At 69.3% G+C, this 13975-nt stretch carries 14 protein-coding genes and 1 pseudogene; 11 read left to right on the top strand and 4 right to left on the bottom strand.

All coding sequences use genetic code 11. From position 1 onward, the window contains the following. Positions 1-124: 124 nt before the first annotated feature. Positions 125-1342, top strand: a complete 1218-nt coding sequence (locus AC1UKG_RS05740; RefSeq protein ID WP_482642060.1) for a globin domain-containing protein — start codon at positions 125-127, stop codon at positions 1340-1342. Between the two features lie 73 nt (positions 1343-1415). On the opposite strand, the gene AC1UKG_RS05735 is transcribed toward AC1UKG_RS05740, so the two are convergent. Continuing rightward, positions 1416-2201 carry a YwiC-like family protein gene (locus AC1UKG_RS05735; RefSeq protein ID WP_482642059.1) on the bottom strand — a complete coding sequence of 262 codons (786 nt, stop codon included), beginning with the start codon at positions 2199-2201 and terminating at the stop codon, positions 1416-1418. After that, a complete protein-coding gene (locus AC1UKG_RS05730) occupies positions 2198-2896 on the bottom strand; it encodes a helix-turn-helix domain-containing protein (protein ID WP_018745372.1) in 699 nt (232 codons plus the stop codon). Before AC1UKG_RS05730 ends, AC1UKG_RS05735 begins: the two co-directional genes overlap by 4 nt. A gap of 201 nt (positions 2897-3097) precedes the next feature. Between AC1UKG_RS05730 and AC1UKG_RS05725 the strand changes: the two genes are divergently transcribed. Together AC1UKG_RS05725 and AC1UKG_RS05720 are read left to right on the top strand one after the other, a co-directional pair. Beyond that, entirely contained in the window at positions 3098-4504 is a 1407-nt protein-coding gene (locus AC1UKG_RS05725) for an acyl-CoA synthetase (RefSeq protein ID WP_482642058.1), read from the top strand. 207 nt (positions 4505-4711) lie between these two features. Beyond that, positions 4712-6274: a ricin-type beta-trefoil lectin domain protein gene (locus AC1UKG_RS05720; protein WP_018814182.1), complete on the top strand. Its 1563-nt coding sequence runs from the start codon at positions 4712-4714 to the stop codon at positions 6272-6274. Positions 6275-6396: 122 nt separating this feature from the next. Here AC1UKG_RS05720 and AC1UKG_RS05715 read toward each other — a convergent pair whose 3' ends face one another. Next, positions 6397-7326, bottom strand: coding sequence for an alpha/beta hydrolase (locus tag AC1UKG_RS05715; RefSeq protein WP_018745375.1), 930 nt, complete (start codon positions 7324-7326; stop codon positions 6397-6399). A 152-nt stretch (positions 7327-7478) separates the two neighbouring features. On the opposite strand from AC1UKG_RS05715, the gene AC1UKG_RS05710 reads away from it, so the two are divergent. From AC1UKG_RS05710 to AC1UKG_RS05700, 3 genes are all read left to right on the top strand, one after another. Next, positions 7479-8060 carry a TetR/AcrR family transcriptional regulator gene (locus tag AC1UKG_RS05710; RefSeq protein WP_018745376.1) on the top strand — a complete coding sequence of 194 codons (582 nt, stop codon included), beginning with the start codon at positions 7479-7481 and terminating at the stop codon, positions 8058-8060. 281 nt (positions 8061-8341) lie between these two features. Then, positions 8342-8671: a MarR family transcriptional regulator gene (locus AC1UKG_RS05705; protein ID WP_018732334.1), complete on the top strand. Its 330-nt coding sequence runs from the start codon at positions 8342-8344 to the stop codon at positions 8669-8671. A gap of 72 nt (positions 8672-8743) precedes the next feature. Then, positions 8744-9286: an AAA family ATPase gene (locus tag AC1UKG_RS05700; RefSeq protein ID WP_482642057.1), complete on the top strand. Its 543-nt coding sequence runs from the start codon at positions 8744-8746 to the stop codon at positions 9284-9286. On the opposite strand, the pseudogene AC1UKG_RS05695 reads toward AC1UKG_RS05700, so the two are convergent. Next, positions 9263-9400: pseudogene (locus AC1UKG_RS05695) on the bottom strand (GNAT family N-acetyltransferase); the annotation flags it as partial. The gene AC1UKG_RS05700 and the pseudogene AC1UKG_RS05695 sit on opposite strands and share 24 nt — an antisense overlap. 122 nt (positions 9401-9522) lie before the next feature. On the opposite strand from AC1UKG_RS05695, the gene AC1UKG_RS05690 reads away from it, so the two are divergent. From AC1UKG_RS05690 to AC1UKG_RS05670, 5 genes are all read left to right on the top strand, one after another. Next, positions 9523-9903 (top strand): metalloregulator ArsR/SmtB family transcription factor, encoded by a 381-nt coding sequence (locus AC1UKG_RS05690; RefSeq protein ID WP_018745379.1) that lies wholly within the window; start codon positions 9523-9525, stop codon positions 9901-9903. Positions 9904-10056: 153 nt separating this feature from the next. After that, a complete protein-coding gene (locus tag AC1UKG_RS05685; RefSeq protein ID WP_018745380.1) occupies positions 10057-10839 on the top strand; it encodes a bestrophin-like domain in 783 nt (260 codons plus the stop codon). Between the two features lie 117 nt (positions 10840-10956). After that, complete coding sequence (locus tag AC1UKG_RS05680; RefSeq protein WP_018745381.1) at positions 10957-12660, top strand: RCC1 domain-containing protein; 1704 nt, start codon at positions 10957-10959, stop codon at positions 12658-12660. A gap of 454 nt (positions 12661-13114) precedes the next feature. Next, the gene (locus AC1UKG_RS05675; RefSeq protein ID WP_018745382.1) at positions 13115-13399 is read left to right on the top strand and encodes a DUF4190 domain-containing protein; all 285 of its coding nucleotides are present in this window, start codon (positions 13115-13117) and stop codon (positions 13397-13399) included. Next, positions 13348-13974, top strand: coding sequence for a P-loop nucleotide/nucleoside kinase family protein (locus AC1UKG_RS05670; RefSeq protein WP_482642056.1), 627 nt, complete (start codon positions 13348-13350; stop codon positions 13972-13974). Before AC1UKG_RS05675 ends, AC1UKG_RS05670 begins: the two co-directional genes overlap by 52 nt. The last annotated feature ends 1 nt before the right edge of the window (position 13975 follow it).

The raw sequence follows: 13975 nt of genomic DNA, 5'->3' as shown, positions 1-13975 counted from the left end.
CAGGACCTTCGGCCCTGATCTGGGCTGTTGTCTGCCTGTTCGCTGGAATCAGGTCACGTTTCCACAGACTCACTCGGGGGCGAGCCGAGGAAATCGCGGCCTTCACGCCGATCGATACCAAGGAGTGGTCTTGCTCTCGCAATCCTCAGCAGCAGTGGTTACGGCGACCCTGCCCGCTGTGCAGGCGCACGGTGAAGCGATCACCAGCCGGTTCTACCAGCGAATGTTCGAGGCCCATCCGGAGCTACTGAACATCTTCAACAAGGGCAACCAGGCCACCGGGGAGCAGCCGGCCGCGCTCGCCGCCTCCGTGGTCGCCTACGCCGAGCACCTCGTCGACGGCGGCGACGAGAAGTCGTGGGAGCTGATCCTGCGCCGGATCGCCCACAAACACGCCTCGCTCGGGATCACCGCCACCCAGTACACGATCGTCGGCCGCCACCTGCTCGCCGCGGTCGGCGAGGTGCTCGGTGCGGCCGTGACCGACGAGGTCGCAGCGGCCTGGGACGAGGTGTACTGGCTGCTCGCCTGCGAGCTGATCGCCCGGGAGGCCCGGCTCTACACCCAGGCCGGGGTGGGCGAGGACGGGTCGGTGTGGCGGCACTGGCAGGTCGTGGAGTGCATTCAGGAGACCGCGGATGTCATCTCCTTCCGCCTGGTCCCCGCCGACGGTGGCCCGCTACCCACCTTCACGCCCGGGCAGTACGTCTCCGTCGCGGTCGACCTGGACGGCGGGGGGCAGCAGATCCGGCAGTACAGCCTCTCCGGCCGACCCGGCGAAACCTACTGGCAGATCACCGTCAAGCGGGTACGCGCCACCGGCGACGCCCCCGAAGGCGTGGTCTCGACCCTCCTGCACGACCGGGTGACCGCCGGTGACACGCTCCGCCTCAGCCCCCCGTTCGGCGAGGTCAACGCGGTCGGGGATGGGGGTCCGCTGGTGCTGGTCAGCGCCGGCATCGGCCTCACCCCGGCGATGTCGGCCCTGCACCACCTGGCCGCGACCGAGACCGACCGGGAGGTGGTGCTGGTGCACGCCGACCGCAGCGCCGCCGCCCACGCCCGCCGCCACGAACTCCCCGATCTGGCGGAGCAGTTGCCGAACCTGTCGGTGCTGCTGTGGTACGAGGATGCCGCCGACGGCGAGTTGGACCGGCTGAAGGCGGAGGTCACCGCCGGCCAGCTGGACCCGAGCCGGGTCCCGCTACCGACCGGAGCTGACATCCACCTCTGCGGGCCGGTGCCGTTCATGTACCAGGTCCGCGCCGAACTCCTCCGCCGGGGCGTGCCGAAGGACCGGATCTGCTACGACGTCTTCGGCCCGGGAATGCTGCGCGACTGACTCCCTCGGGCTGATCCCATGGTGGGATCCTGACGGGCTGACCCCATGGCCGCGCGGCCATGGGGTCAGCCCGTCAGGAGACCAACACCAGCGTGCCGAACACCAGGACCGAGCAGGCGATCTCGATCATGCCGACCGGGGCGGGACGCAGCGCCCGGCCGGGCAGCAGCCACGCCCGGACCACCAACACCAGGAAGACCGGGGCAAGCCCGACGTCGAGCAGGGTCGCCACGACGAGCGCCACCAGGTGGAAGCCGATGGACAGGCGCCGGTAGGAAGTGCTGCCGCGCTCCCGGATCATGGTCTTGACGTAGCAGACGGTGCCAGTGAGGTAGAGCAACAACACCACGAAGGCCGGGACAACCCGCTCCGGCGACACCCCCGCGACCGTGGCCACGACAAAGATCAGCAGGCAGCTCTGCAGCACCGAGGCGAGGTCGTTGAGCAGGGCCCGCTCGCGCCGGCGCCAGGCGTACCCGGCGTTGACCGCCAGCAGCGCCGCAAAGGCCGGGGCATACCAGAGCACAGCCGGCCGAACAATCACCACCGCCAGCGCCAACGGCGCCGCGACCAGGGCGTAGAGCCGGATCTGGGCAAGGTAGCGACGCGGTCGACGGCTCTTGATGGCCTGGAAGACGTAGTAGGAGAGCAGGTAGCCGGTCAACCAGGCGCCGAGCAGCGGCAGCTGCGGCCAGCCCGGTCCGACCACGGCGACCCCGACCAGGTACGGCAGGAGCAGCATCGCCCAGGCGCCGTGCTGCGGCGGCAGATAGCGGCGGAGCAGCCGCTGGCGGTTGACGGGCCGGCGGGCGGTGGCGGAGCCGGTGGTCCCGGGTGCCGTCGGCGACTGGGTGCTCATACCGGCCGGGTGGCGTCAGTCGGGAGAGAGAGCCGCACCACGCAGGCGGTGGGCGCGCCGAACGGCTCCAGCACGGCGTCGCTCGCCGGGGCGCCCGCCTGTTCCAGCGCGCCCCGGACGACGCCGAGGTGCAGCCCGCAGATGGCATCCGGATTCTGACTCACCAGCTCGAGGAAGGGACAGGTGTGCAGGTGGATCTCGGTGTGCCCGTCCGCCGTCTGCTTCAGGTCCGGGTCGAAGCCCAGGCCGCGCAGGACCGCTATGGCGGTGTCGACCGGTTTCTCCCCTCGGGGTGTCGCCGCCGCGAGATGCCGCCCCCAGTCGTGGCCGGCGCTGGCGGCCTCGGCCCGGGCATCGCCCCGGCTCTGCCGAGACAGGTGATCGAGCAGGGCCGCGGTGAGGGCGCGGTACGGCGCCGGCGCGGGGGCCTCCTCGGGCACCGTCCGGTAGCGCCAGGCCGGCCGTCCCGGCTGGCCCCCGCTGGCGCGGGCCTTGACCAGCAGACCGGCGTTGACGAGCCGGTCGAGGTGGCTGCGGGCGGTGGAGGGGTGCAGGCCGGTCCGCGCGCTGATCTCGGCGATGGTGAGGCCACCTTCCGCAGCGCGGGTCAGTTCCAGGATTGACGCCCGGCTGACGGTGCCGAGCGCCCGATGCCGGGTGGTGTCGATGGCCTGCCCGGTCGGCCCGATGTTCACGGTTGTCACGCCTGACAATGTTACAACGTCAAACATCGTCAAAACCCGGCGGCGAATCCGCCTCCAGCGCCACCGCCTGCGCGGCACCACCGTGGGTGGGGGCCGGGAAGCCGGGACGGGGTAGCTGGGGGCCAGGGGCCGGGAAGCCGGGACGGGCGGCGGGCTACGGTCGGAGGATCCGACGCGCGGAGAGGTGGTCCGGTGCGGCTACTCAGCTGGTTGTCCGAGTCCGTTGACGAGCGGCCGGGCGCGGTCCAGATCAACGACCGGGGCGTGTCCTGGGTTGAGCTGCGGCGGCTCGCCGCGGCCGTCGCCGACGACCTGCACGGCCTGGACCGGGTGGCTGTCGAGGCCAGCACAGATCTGGCGACGGTGGCCGGTGTCGCCGGGGCGCTGCTGGCGGGCGCGGCGGTCGTGCCGGTGCCGCCGGACGCCGGGCCGCGGGAACGGGACCACATCCTGCGCGACTCGGGCGCCGAGGCGGTACTGGTGCCAGCACCCGGGCAACGTCGGGGGGATTACCCCGACCGGCCCCTTATCCCGGTCAACCTCACCCGCCGGGCGGACAGCAGCCGCCCGGAGCCCGACCCCGCCGGCCCCGCGCTGATCCTCTACACCAGCGGCACCACCGGGGCGCCGAAGGGGGTGGTGCTCTCCCGCCAGGCCATCGCCGCCTGCCTGGACGGGCTCGCCGACGCCTGGGGCTGGACCCCGGACGATCTGCTGGTGCACGGCCTGCCCCTGTTTCACGTGCACGGCCTGGTCCTCGGTGCGCTCGGCCCACTGCGGCTGGGCAGCCGACTGCACCACGTGGGCCGACCCACCCCGGAGCGGTACGCGGGCGCGGCCGGCTCGCTCTATTTCGGGGTGCCGACCATCTGGTCCCGGATCGCCGCCGTGCCGGCGGCCGCCCGGGCTCTGCGCTCGGCCCGGCTGCTGGTTTCGGGCAGCGCCGCCCTACCCACGGCCGTCGGCACCGGTCTCGCCACGCTGACCGGCCGCCGTGTCGTGCAGCGGTACGGCATGACCGAGACGTTGATCACGGTCAGCGCCCGCGCCGACGGTCCGCACCGGCCGGACGCGGTGGGGCTGCCGCTACCCGGGGTGCGTACCCGCCTGGTTGACGACGACGGTGCTCCGTTGCCCACCGATGGGGAGACGATGGGCGAGTTGCAGGTGCGCGGCCCCACTCTCTTCGACGGGTACCTGCACCGGCCGGAGGCCGATGCGGCCAGCCGCACCTCCGACGGGTGGTTCCGCACCGGCGACGTGGCCACGATTGGTCCGGACGGCTGGCATCGGATCGTCGGCCGGGCCGCCACCGACCTGATCAAGAGTGGCGGCTATCGGATCGGGGCCGGCGAGGTGGAGGATGCGCTGCTGGCCCATCCAGGGGTCCGGGAGGCCGCCGTGGTCGGCATCCCCGACTCCGACCTCGGCCAGCAGGTGACGGCGTACGTGGTGAGCGACGGCGTAGCGGAGTCGGAGTTGATCGACTTCGTGGCCCGGCAGCTGTCGGTACACAAACGACCGCGGCAGGTGCGGCGGGTTGACGCCCTACCCCGCAACGCGCTGGGCAAAGTGCAGAAGTCTCGCCTGCCGGAGTGATCGGTGGCACCTGCCGGGCCCAGAATTCGATCTGGTTGAGGTGCGGAAGCCACTCCTGACGCCACTCAGATCAAATAAACGACACATTAAGATCGCTAATCTCAGCGCGATAAACAGAATTGACATACATGTAAACAATAAGTTAACTTAACCGTGAGAGCGCTCTCGTGATCCCACCGCCACCACCCCCTGGAGGAGGTCACGCGAATGAGCCGCAAGCTGAGCGCGCTGATGGGGCTCGCCCTCGGCACCTGTCTCGTTGTCACCGCCACCCCCGCCGCCGCCCACCCGACCGTCGTCCCACTCGCGGGCGCGTCCGCCACCTCAACGAACCCCACCACGCCGGCCGCCGCACCGGCGATGCTCCCCGCCGGCCAACTCGACGCACTGCACCGAGACCTCGGCCTGACCGCCGAGGAGGTGGCCGCGCGACTCGCCGTTGACGCCACCGCGTCGTCGATCGAGCCGCTGATGCGGGCCAAGCTGGCCGAGGCGTACGCCGGAATCTGGGTCACCGCCGACGGACGCACCACGGTGGTCGGGTTGACCGACCCCACGCTCGCCGACACGGTTCGCGCGGCCGGGGCGAAGCCCCGGATCGTGACCCGCAGCCTCGCCGAGCTGCGAGGGCTCACCACCAAGCTGGACCGGCGGGCAGCACTCGCCGGCGCCGCGGTACATGCCTGGCAGATCGCTCTGCCCAGCAACACGGTGTCGATTGAGACCAGCAACGCCGCGGCGGCCACCACGTTCGCCCGCGCGGCAGGGCTGCCCGACGACGCGGTATCGGTGGTGGCCAGCACCGAGGCCTACCGCCCGCTCTACGACATCCGCGGCGGCGACCAGTACGTCATCAACAGCCGCCTCATCTGCTCGATTGGCTTCGCGGTCGCTGGCGGGTTCGTCACCGCCGGACACTGCGGCAACGTCGGCGAGCCCACCACCGGTTCCGGGGCCGCACAGGGGGTCATCCGGGGCTCCTCGTTCCCCGGCGACGACCTCGGCTGGATCGAGACCAACGCCAACTGGATCCCCCGACCCTGGGTGTCCACCTACGACGGCAATGTGGTCACGGTGACCGGCTCGCAGGAAGCCGCGGTCGGTGCCGCGGTCTGTCGGTCTGGCCGGACCACCGGTTGGCAGTGCGGCACCATCACCGCCAAGAACGTCACCGTCAACTACTCCGCCGGACCCGTCTACGGGATGGTCCGCAGCACCGCCTGCGCCCAGCCCGGCGACTCCGGCGGGTCCTTCGTCGCCGGCTCCCAGGCACAGGGCGTCACCTCGGGTGGCTCGGGCAACTGCACCACCGGTGGCAGCACCGTCTACCAGCCGGTCAACGAGATCTTGTCCCGCTACGGACTGTCACTGACCACGTCTGGCGGCGGATCAACCCACCGGATCATCGGGCTCGCCGACAAGTGCGTGGACGTGCCGGGTGCCAACGGGGCCGACGGCCAGTACCTGAACCTGTGGCACTGCAACGGCACCAACGCCCAGGACTGGACCTTCCCGGGCGATGGAACGATCCGGGCGTTCGGCCTCTGCATGGACGTGGCCTGGGGATCGGTCCAGAACGGCGCTGTGGTGCAACTGGCCTACTGCAGCGGCAACCCGGCCCAGCAGTGGGTGCTCACCAGCGCGGGAGAACTCGTCAACCCCCAGGCGAACAAGTGCCTTGATGTCAAGAACGCAAACAGCGCCGACGGTGCTCGGCTGCAGATCTACCAGTGCCACGGTGGGGCCAATCAGCAGTGGCGCCTCGGATGAGGAAGTCCGTACTCCAGTTCGCAGATATGGCGACCGGTGGACGATAGGAGCGCGGAACCGCGGTGAACGCGCCTGCGTTCACCGCAGTTCCGCGTGGGGGAATCACGGTGGTGATGCCCCGGTCACTTGACCGAGATCTGTCCCAGCCGATCGATGTCGTCGCGCAGCGTGGCACGTACCGTCGTCCACGTGTCGTCGCCGGGATAGAGCGTGCTGCGTAGGTACGCCGCGGTGAGCTGCTGGACGAGGGCGACTCGCTCGGGACTTTCGTCGGTCGTTTCCGTGACGGTGTAACCGGCGATTCCGCCCAGGGAGTGCTCCGCCCCATACAGGGTGAGCAGGCTCTTGGGGCCGGGGCTCAGGTGGTACGGATCGGTGAACCAGTCCGGCCCACGCACGGAGAGCGGCGACTGGTCCTTGTCCCCCGCGACCACGAGCGCCGGCGTTGTCATCTCCACGAAGCTCGGGCTCATGAAGGGGAAGTGCTCGGCCGCGAAGGGACTCAGGTCGGCCCCGCCGGTGCCGGTCGTGGAGAGCAGCACACCGGCGGTGACTCGCGGGTCGGACATGTTCTCGCCGGGAAGGCCATCAGCTCCGAGGACCCGCGCGCCCAGCAGCATGCCCACCGTCTGTCCACCCCAGGAGTGTCCAACCGCGGCGATCCGGCTACGGTCGAGTCGTCCGGCGAGACCGGGAACAGCGGCTTCGATGAGGTCGAGGTGGTCGAGCGTGCGCTTCAGGTCGGCGACGCGGAAGCGCCAGATCTCCGGGTGTCGGGGATCGTCGGGCGCGATGTTCAGCGTGCGGGAGTCGAGGTGGGTGGGCTGGGCCACCACAAAGCCATGCGCTGCCCAGTAGTCGACCAGCGGGGCGTATGCCCGCATCGACTTGCCGAAGCCGTGCGAGAAGATGATGATTGGCAGTTCGCGTCCAGCCACGGGGGCCGAGATCCGGATCTGCAGGTCCTCGCCACGGTCCGCGGCCGGCAGGGTCACCGGGCTGACCGAGACGATCGGGCTGGGCGCTCCTGCCGCTACGTCGCTGTTGAACATGGATGAAGCTCCTTGAAGTGCTGGGTGAGGCGCATACGTGGACCTGAGCGATCGGTCCGACACACAAGCAAGCGGAACACTGTTCCGCCTGCCCTGCAACAATACGGAACCCGGCTCCGTATACCATTGATTGTGATGGAGGTAACAGCATCGTGAGCGCATCCGACCACGGGCCGCAGACGTCCACGCGGAAGCGGGCCGATGCCCGACGCAACGAGCGGAGCCTGCTCGACGCGGCGGCCGCCGCCTTTCTCGCCGCCGGCGTAGACGTGCCGGTACGCGAGATCGCCGCCCGGGCCGGGGTGGGTGTCGGCACGATCTACCGCCACTTCCCGACGCGCGCCGACCTCGTCATCGCCGTCTACCGACACCAGGTCGAAGCCGCCGCCGAGGCCGGCCCGACGCTGCTGGCGACGAGCGACACCCCGTCCGCCGCCCTCGCGCAGTGGATCGACCTCTTCGTCGACTTCCTGGTCACCAAGCACGGCCTCGCCGAAGCGCTCCAGTCCGACGACACCGCCTTCGAGGCGCTGCACGCCTACTTCCTCGACCGCCTCGTCCCCGTGTGCACCCGGCTACTCGACGCCGCGGCCGCCGCAGGGGAGGTACGCCCCGACGTGGCGGCCTACGAACTCATGCGCGGCGTGGGCAACCTGTGCATCGGCGCCGGCCGGGACCCCCACTACGACGCGCGCCGCCTGGTCAAGCTCCTCATCGCCGGACTGCGCCCCTGACCTGGTCACTCCCGCCCACAACCGCACCGCGGCATGCTCCGTCCCGCGAGTGCGCCCTGGCTCAGGTGCCGGCCGACACACCGGCCTCGGGCGCCGCCGAGACCTGGATAGGCCGGCTCCGTACTGACGACGGCGCGTCGCGCGTCGGGCACCCCCTCAAAGCATGCTCCAGTATTCACGAATAATACTTCCCCTGTTAACTCCGTCGAGCCGTGGCCACGATGCTGCATTCGTGTCTTCGGGTGCCTATATTGGCGAGCAGCACACCGGACAACGACGGGATAGTGATCATGGCGCAGGCGGCCCAGCCCAGGGCGACCGACGGGGCGAAGGGGTGGACCTTCCTGACCAATCACGCGCATGTACTGCTGGCCATCGCCCGAGAGCCGACGACGCGACTGCGCGATGTCGCCACCGCGGTCGGCATCACCGAACGCGCCGCGCAGGCCATCGTCGCCGACCTGGAAGCCGCCGGCTACCTGCACCGAGAGCGGGTTGGCCGGCGTAATGCGTACACCATCAACCCCACCGGTGCATTCCGGCACCCGGCCGAGGCCGACCACCGCATCGGCGAACTGATCGACCTGTTCACCGACGCACCGAACCCCTGACCCCTCGCCCCCACACCTGCCCGTTTCATCCCTCGCCCACCGCCCGGCCCAGACCCGAGGAGCACGTACGAGATGAGGATCGGGGTCTCCGGGACGCACGGGACCGGAAAGACGACACTGGTCGAGGCGCTGTGCGCTCGATTGCCGGGCCATGTGGCGGTGGACGAGCCGTACTACCTGCTCGAGGAGGAGGGGTACGAGTTCCAGTACCCACCGTCGCCAGCGGACCACCGGATGCTGATGACACGATCGGCCCGAAGTCTCTGCTCGCCGCCGTCGCCGTCCGCCACGATCTTCGACCGCACCCCGTTGGACTACCTGGCGTACCTGGTGGCGACCGGCGCGGACCCGTCGGAGGAGGCGGGTCAGGCGCCCCTCCGAGCCGCCTTCACCCACCTCGACCTGCTGGTCATCACGGTGATCACACCCGAGACGGAACGACTGCTCCCCGGAGCGCAATGGCCCGGCCTCCGGGCACAGATGAACGACGCACTGCTGGAACTCGTCTACGCCGACCCGCTCGACGCCTGGCCGGACACCCCGGTGCTGGAACTCGGCGGCCCGCTGGACGGCAGAGCCGACCTGGTCCTCGACGCCGTCGCGCAACTCGGCTAACCGAGATCGGGAGCGGCGCCGACCGCCAACGACCCGGAAACCCATTCGGGTGTGCAGGGCCAGGCTGGCGACGTTCTCCGGGAAGACGCCGGACTGGATGGTCCAGATCCCGGCCCTCGGACCACGGATCATCCCGTAGGCACCTTGCTAACGTCTATCGAACCCACGCCTGCGGACCGACCCGCATACAGACTGACTCACTTGCAGGCTGATTCGAGAAATGTCAACCTAGACGAATGCCGAAGCAAGGGACACCACTCCCCCACACCGTCCTGGGCGGCGACACCCCCTGCTGCCCGCCCCTGGCGCAGCAGCGCGTTCCCGCGGAAGTCGCCACCGCACTCGCTCCGGCGTTCAAGGCGCTCGGGGACCCGGTGCGGCTCCAGCTCATGTCAATGATCGCTTCAGCCGAGAACGGCGAGGCGTGCGTGTGCGACCTGACTCCCGCTTTCGACCTGAGCGGGCCAACGATCTCGCACCACCTCCGGACCCTGCGCGAAGCGGGGCTCGTGGACGCCGAACGGCGGGGCACCTGGGTCTACTACCGGGCCCGGAAGGCCGTCCTCAGCCAACTGGCGGCGCTACTCGCGAGCGGCGGTGGGACGACGGCCCCGTAGGCCGACAGCACCACCTCACACAGCTCGGCGCCACCACCACCTCCACCCGACAACGCCGTCACCCAGTCGCGAAACCCCCGCTACCAGAGTCGACAAACTTGTCACACTCGTCTCATCCGGGCATGAACACCCTTCAGATGAGGAGCAGCCATCGTGCGCGACTGGAGCCACCTGGTACCAGGCTGGGCACTGTTCCTCACCTTTCTGACGTGCTTCGTCGGAATCGCGGTGCTGGGTGCGCTCCTGCTGCACGGGCGAGCCAGGCGGACGTTCAGCGCCGAGCCGAAATGGCTGAACCTCATCACGCACACCATCATGATCACCGGCACCTTCTACGCGCTCCTGCTCGCCCTGACCGCCTTCTCCGCGTACGGGACCTACACCCAGGCCGGCCTCGCGGTCGCTACCGAGGCGGCGGACCTGAGCGCCCTCTACCGCACGGTGTCCAAGCATCCCGAGCCCGCCCGAACTCAACTTCAGGGCCTGCTACACGCCCATGTCGACTTCATGGTCGACGAAGCCTGGCCCGCCTACCAGCGAGGACACAGCGCGGATGGCGAGCTCAAGGCAGAGAACAACGTCCACGACGTGTTGCTGACGTTCAATCCAGAGTCAGCGAAGGACGGGCAGCTCAACAGTCTCGCCCTGGCGGAGCTGGAAAAGTGGAGCGAAGCGCGCCAACTCCGCTACACCTACACCACCGCCGCACTTCCGACGACGCTGTGGTTCGCACTCCTGTTCGGCGCACTGGTCGTCATTCTGCTGTCCTGCCTGATCCCCACCCGGACCCGACGCGCTCTCATGATTCTCGTATGCGCCGTCGCCACCATGATCAGCCTTCTCCTCTTCGTGGTCGAGGGCATTGACGAGCCCTTCCGAGGGTCGATGATCGTTTCTGTTGATCCCTATCTCAAAGCCGGCCAAACATTCAACTAACCCCCACGCAACGACCTCACCGACGCAGTCGAGACCTGCGGCCAGCTGGAGTCGTTGTACAGGCCGTGGTCGGACGCGGCCGGTTGGCGGAGAGACAGAGGGTAGGGGTAGGGGTCGGTGGAGAGTTTCTGGACCGGCACGGTCGCGAACGTGCGAGGAAGCGGGGTCCGGCCCGCGATTCTGTCGGGGCTGTTCGCGGTGCCGCTGATGGTGGCGATCATGCTGGGCACAACCTCGGTCGGCGCGGCACCCGTGCTCGCGCAGAGCGTTCCGGCGGCGGCAGCAAGCCCACCTGGTACCGGCCTGGCCTGGGGCGACAACGCCGATAGCCAGTTAGGCGATGGGACCACCACCAACAGCAGCACCCCCGTGGCGGTGGACCTGCCGGCCGGCACCACGATCACCGCCATCGCCGCCGGCCAGGGCCACAGTTTGGCGGTGACCTCCGGCGGCACCGTGCTGGCTTGGGGCGCCAACAGCTCCGGCCAGTTGGGCGACGGGACCACCACCCCCAGCAGCACCCCCGTGGCGGTGGACCTGCCGGCCGGCACCACCATCACCGCCATCGCCGCCGGCGACCGCCACAGTCTGGCGCTGACCTCCACCGGCACCGTACTGGCCTGGGGCCACAGCCTCACCGGCCAGTTAGGCGATGGAACCACCACCAACAGCAGCACCCCTGTCGCGGTGGACCTGCCGGTCGGCACCACCATCACCGCCGTAGCCGCCGGCAACGCCCACAGTCTGGCGCTGACCTCCACCGGCGCCATGCTGGCCTGGGGCGCCAACAGCTCCGGCCAGCTGGGCGACGGGACCACCACCCCCAGCAGCACCCCCATAGCGGTGGACCTGCCGGCCGGCACCACCATCACCGCCATCGCCGCCAGTAGCAGCAGCCACAGTCTGGCGGTAACCTCCACTGGCACCATGCTGGCCTGGGGCGCCAATTTCACCGGCCAACTGGGCAATGGGACCACCACCCCCAGCAGCACCCCCGTTGCAGTAGACCTGCCGGCCGGCACCACCATCACCGCCATCGCCGCCGGCCAGGGCCACAGTCTGGCGCTGACCTCCACCGGCGCCATGCTGGCCTGGGGCGGCAACGGTTCCGGCCAGCTGGGCGACGGGAGCACCACCACCAGCAACACCCCGATAGCGGTGGATCTGCCGGCCGACACCACCATCACCGCCGTCGCCGCCGGGGCCGGCCACAGCCTGGCGCTGACCTCCACCGGCACCATACTGGCCTGGGGCTACAACGCCTCAGGCCAGCTGGGCGACGGGACCAACAGCAACAGCAGCACCCCTGTTGCGGTGGACCTGCCAGCCGACACCACCACCACCGCCGTCACCGGCGGCAGCTTCCACAGTCTGGCTATCGTCCCGTCAGCACCAACATCGACCACGACCCTGCAGGTGTCCCCACCGAACCCGACACCGGATCAACCCGTCACACTCACCGCTACCGCGACCTGCACCGGCAGCACCCCCACCGGAACCGTGACCTTCCTCGACGGCACGACGGTCCTGGGCACGGAACCCCTGTCCGGCAGTCCCACCGCCACCGCAACCCTCACCGTCACCCACCTGGCACCCGGCACACACCACATCCAGGCGCGCTACAACGGCGACAGCAACTGCCCAGCCTCAACATCCAACTCCACGACAGTCACCGTCCCAGAGCCCACCGTCCCAAAACCCACCATCCCCGTAACCGGCACCAGTCTGCCCACCATCCTCACCGCCGGAATCCTGCTCACCCTCACCGGCACGGCCCTGACCCTTGCCACCCGCCGACGCCGACCAACACGCAGGGCCTGAGGACCATCCGTGTCGGTCCGGCATCTTCACGCAGCGCGATGTCGGCGTCGAGGTAGCCGGCCGTCACGGTCGCGCATGATCAGACGCGGTACGCGCATACCGGCAGCGGCAGTGCCGCGGGGTTGGCAGCGAACAGCTCCGCGGCTGTCCGACGTTCTCTGGTTACCGATAACGGCCGAGGCTGGTGCGATAGGTCGCGAAGGTCCACACATGCCCCTGGGCTGACGACATGACCTTCATCGACGGGTCAGCGGTTGGCGTGGTGTCCGCCCACGGGTGCGGCAGGGCTGGCAAACGGGCCAGCCCTGGAAGCATGTCGGCGCCCGTGACACGGGAAGGTACCCTAACTGGCCGGTCGCAGGTTCCTGCCCGCACCCCTCTCCACCAACCCTCAGGAGGGCAACACATGACAGACCTACCGCCGAGTCAGCACCCCTCTCCGGCACCGAACCCGATGCCGGGCTACCCGCCGTATCCGCCCCATGGGTACGTCGCGCCATTCAACACCTATGCGATTCTCGCTTTGGTCTTCGGCGCGATGGTGTTCCCGCCGTTGGGTATCTACTTTGCTAAGAAGGCCAAGGACCAGATTGCCCGGACAGGCGAACGCGGGGCAGAGCTGGCCACCGCTGGTGCCGTGGTTGGTTGGATCTTCACCATCCTCTACGTACTGATGTTCGTCGTCTGGTGCGGCGTGGCTGCGGTCATCATCGGCTCCGAATCAGGGGTACAAACCTGAGGCGAATCGCCGGCAACGCTGACCCCTACAGCGCTCACCCGCCCCCCACTCTGGTTGTCGTGAGCGGACCTCCCGGCTCAGGAAAGACCACCCTCGCGCACACACTTGCTCGGACGATCGGCGCTCCGGCGATCTGCCGGGACGAGATCAAGGAAGGAATGGTGCACGCGTCGACGTCCGCCTCCGGCTTGTTTACGGCTGGAGCGGACGACGAAGCGGCTTTGCGGACTCTACCGACGTTCTTTGGCGTGTTGGAGTTGCTGCTTCGCGCCGGAGTGACGACCGTGGCGGAGGCCGCGTTCCAGGATCGGCTCTGGCGGCCGGGCCCGCAACCGTTGGAGGAGGTTGCGGAGCTTCGGGTCGCGCACTGCGTGGTCGACGCGAACGACGCTCCATTCCTGGAGGTCGACACCACAGACGGCTACCACCCCCCCCACTGCCGGAGATCGTCTCGTTTGTGGATAGATCGAAGTAGGTCCCGTCGCGGAGACAGGATCGCAGCACGTGCGCGCCCTGGGCAGGGCAGATGCGCAAGGACGGCGCACTCCGGCGTGTTGCCGGAGTGCGCTGCCTGAG

It is taken from the genome of Salinispora sp. CH2A1_6 (assembly GCF_056820975.1).
The sequence above is the reverse complement of the archived record's forward strand: the minus strand, read 5'-3'. Positions and strand labels throughout refer to the sequence as shown.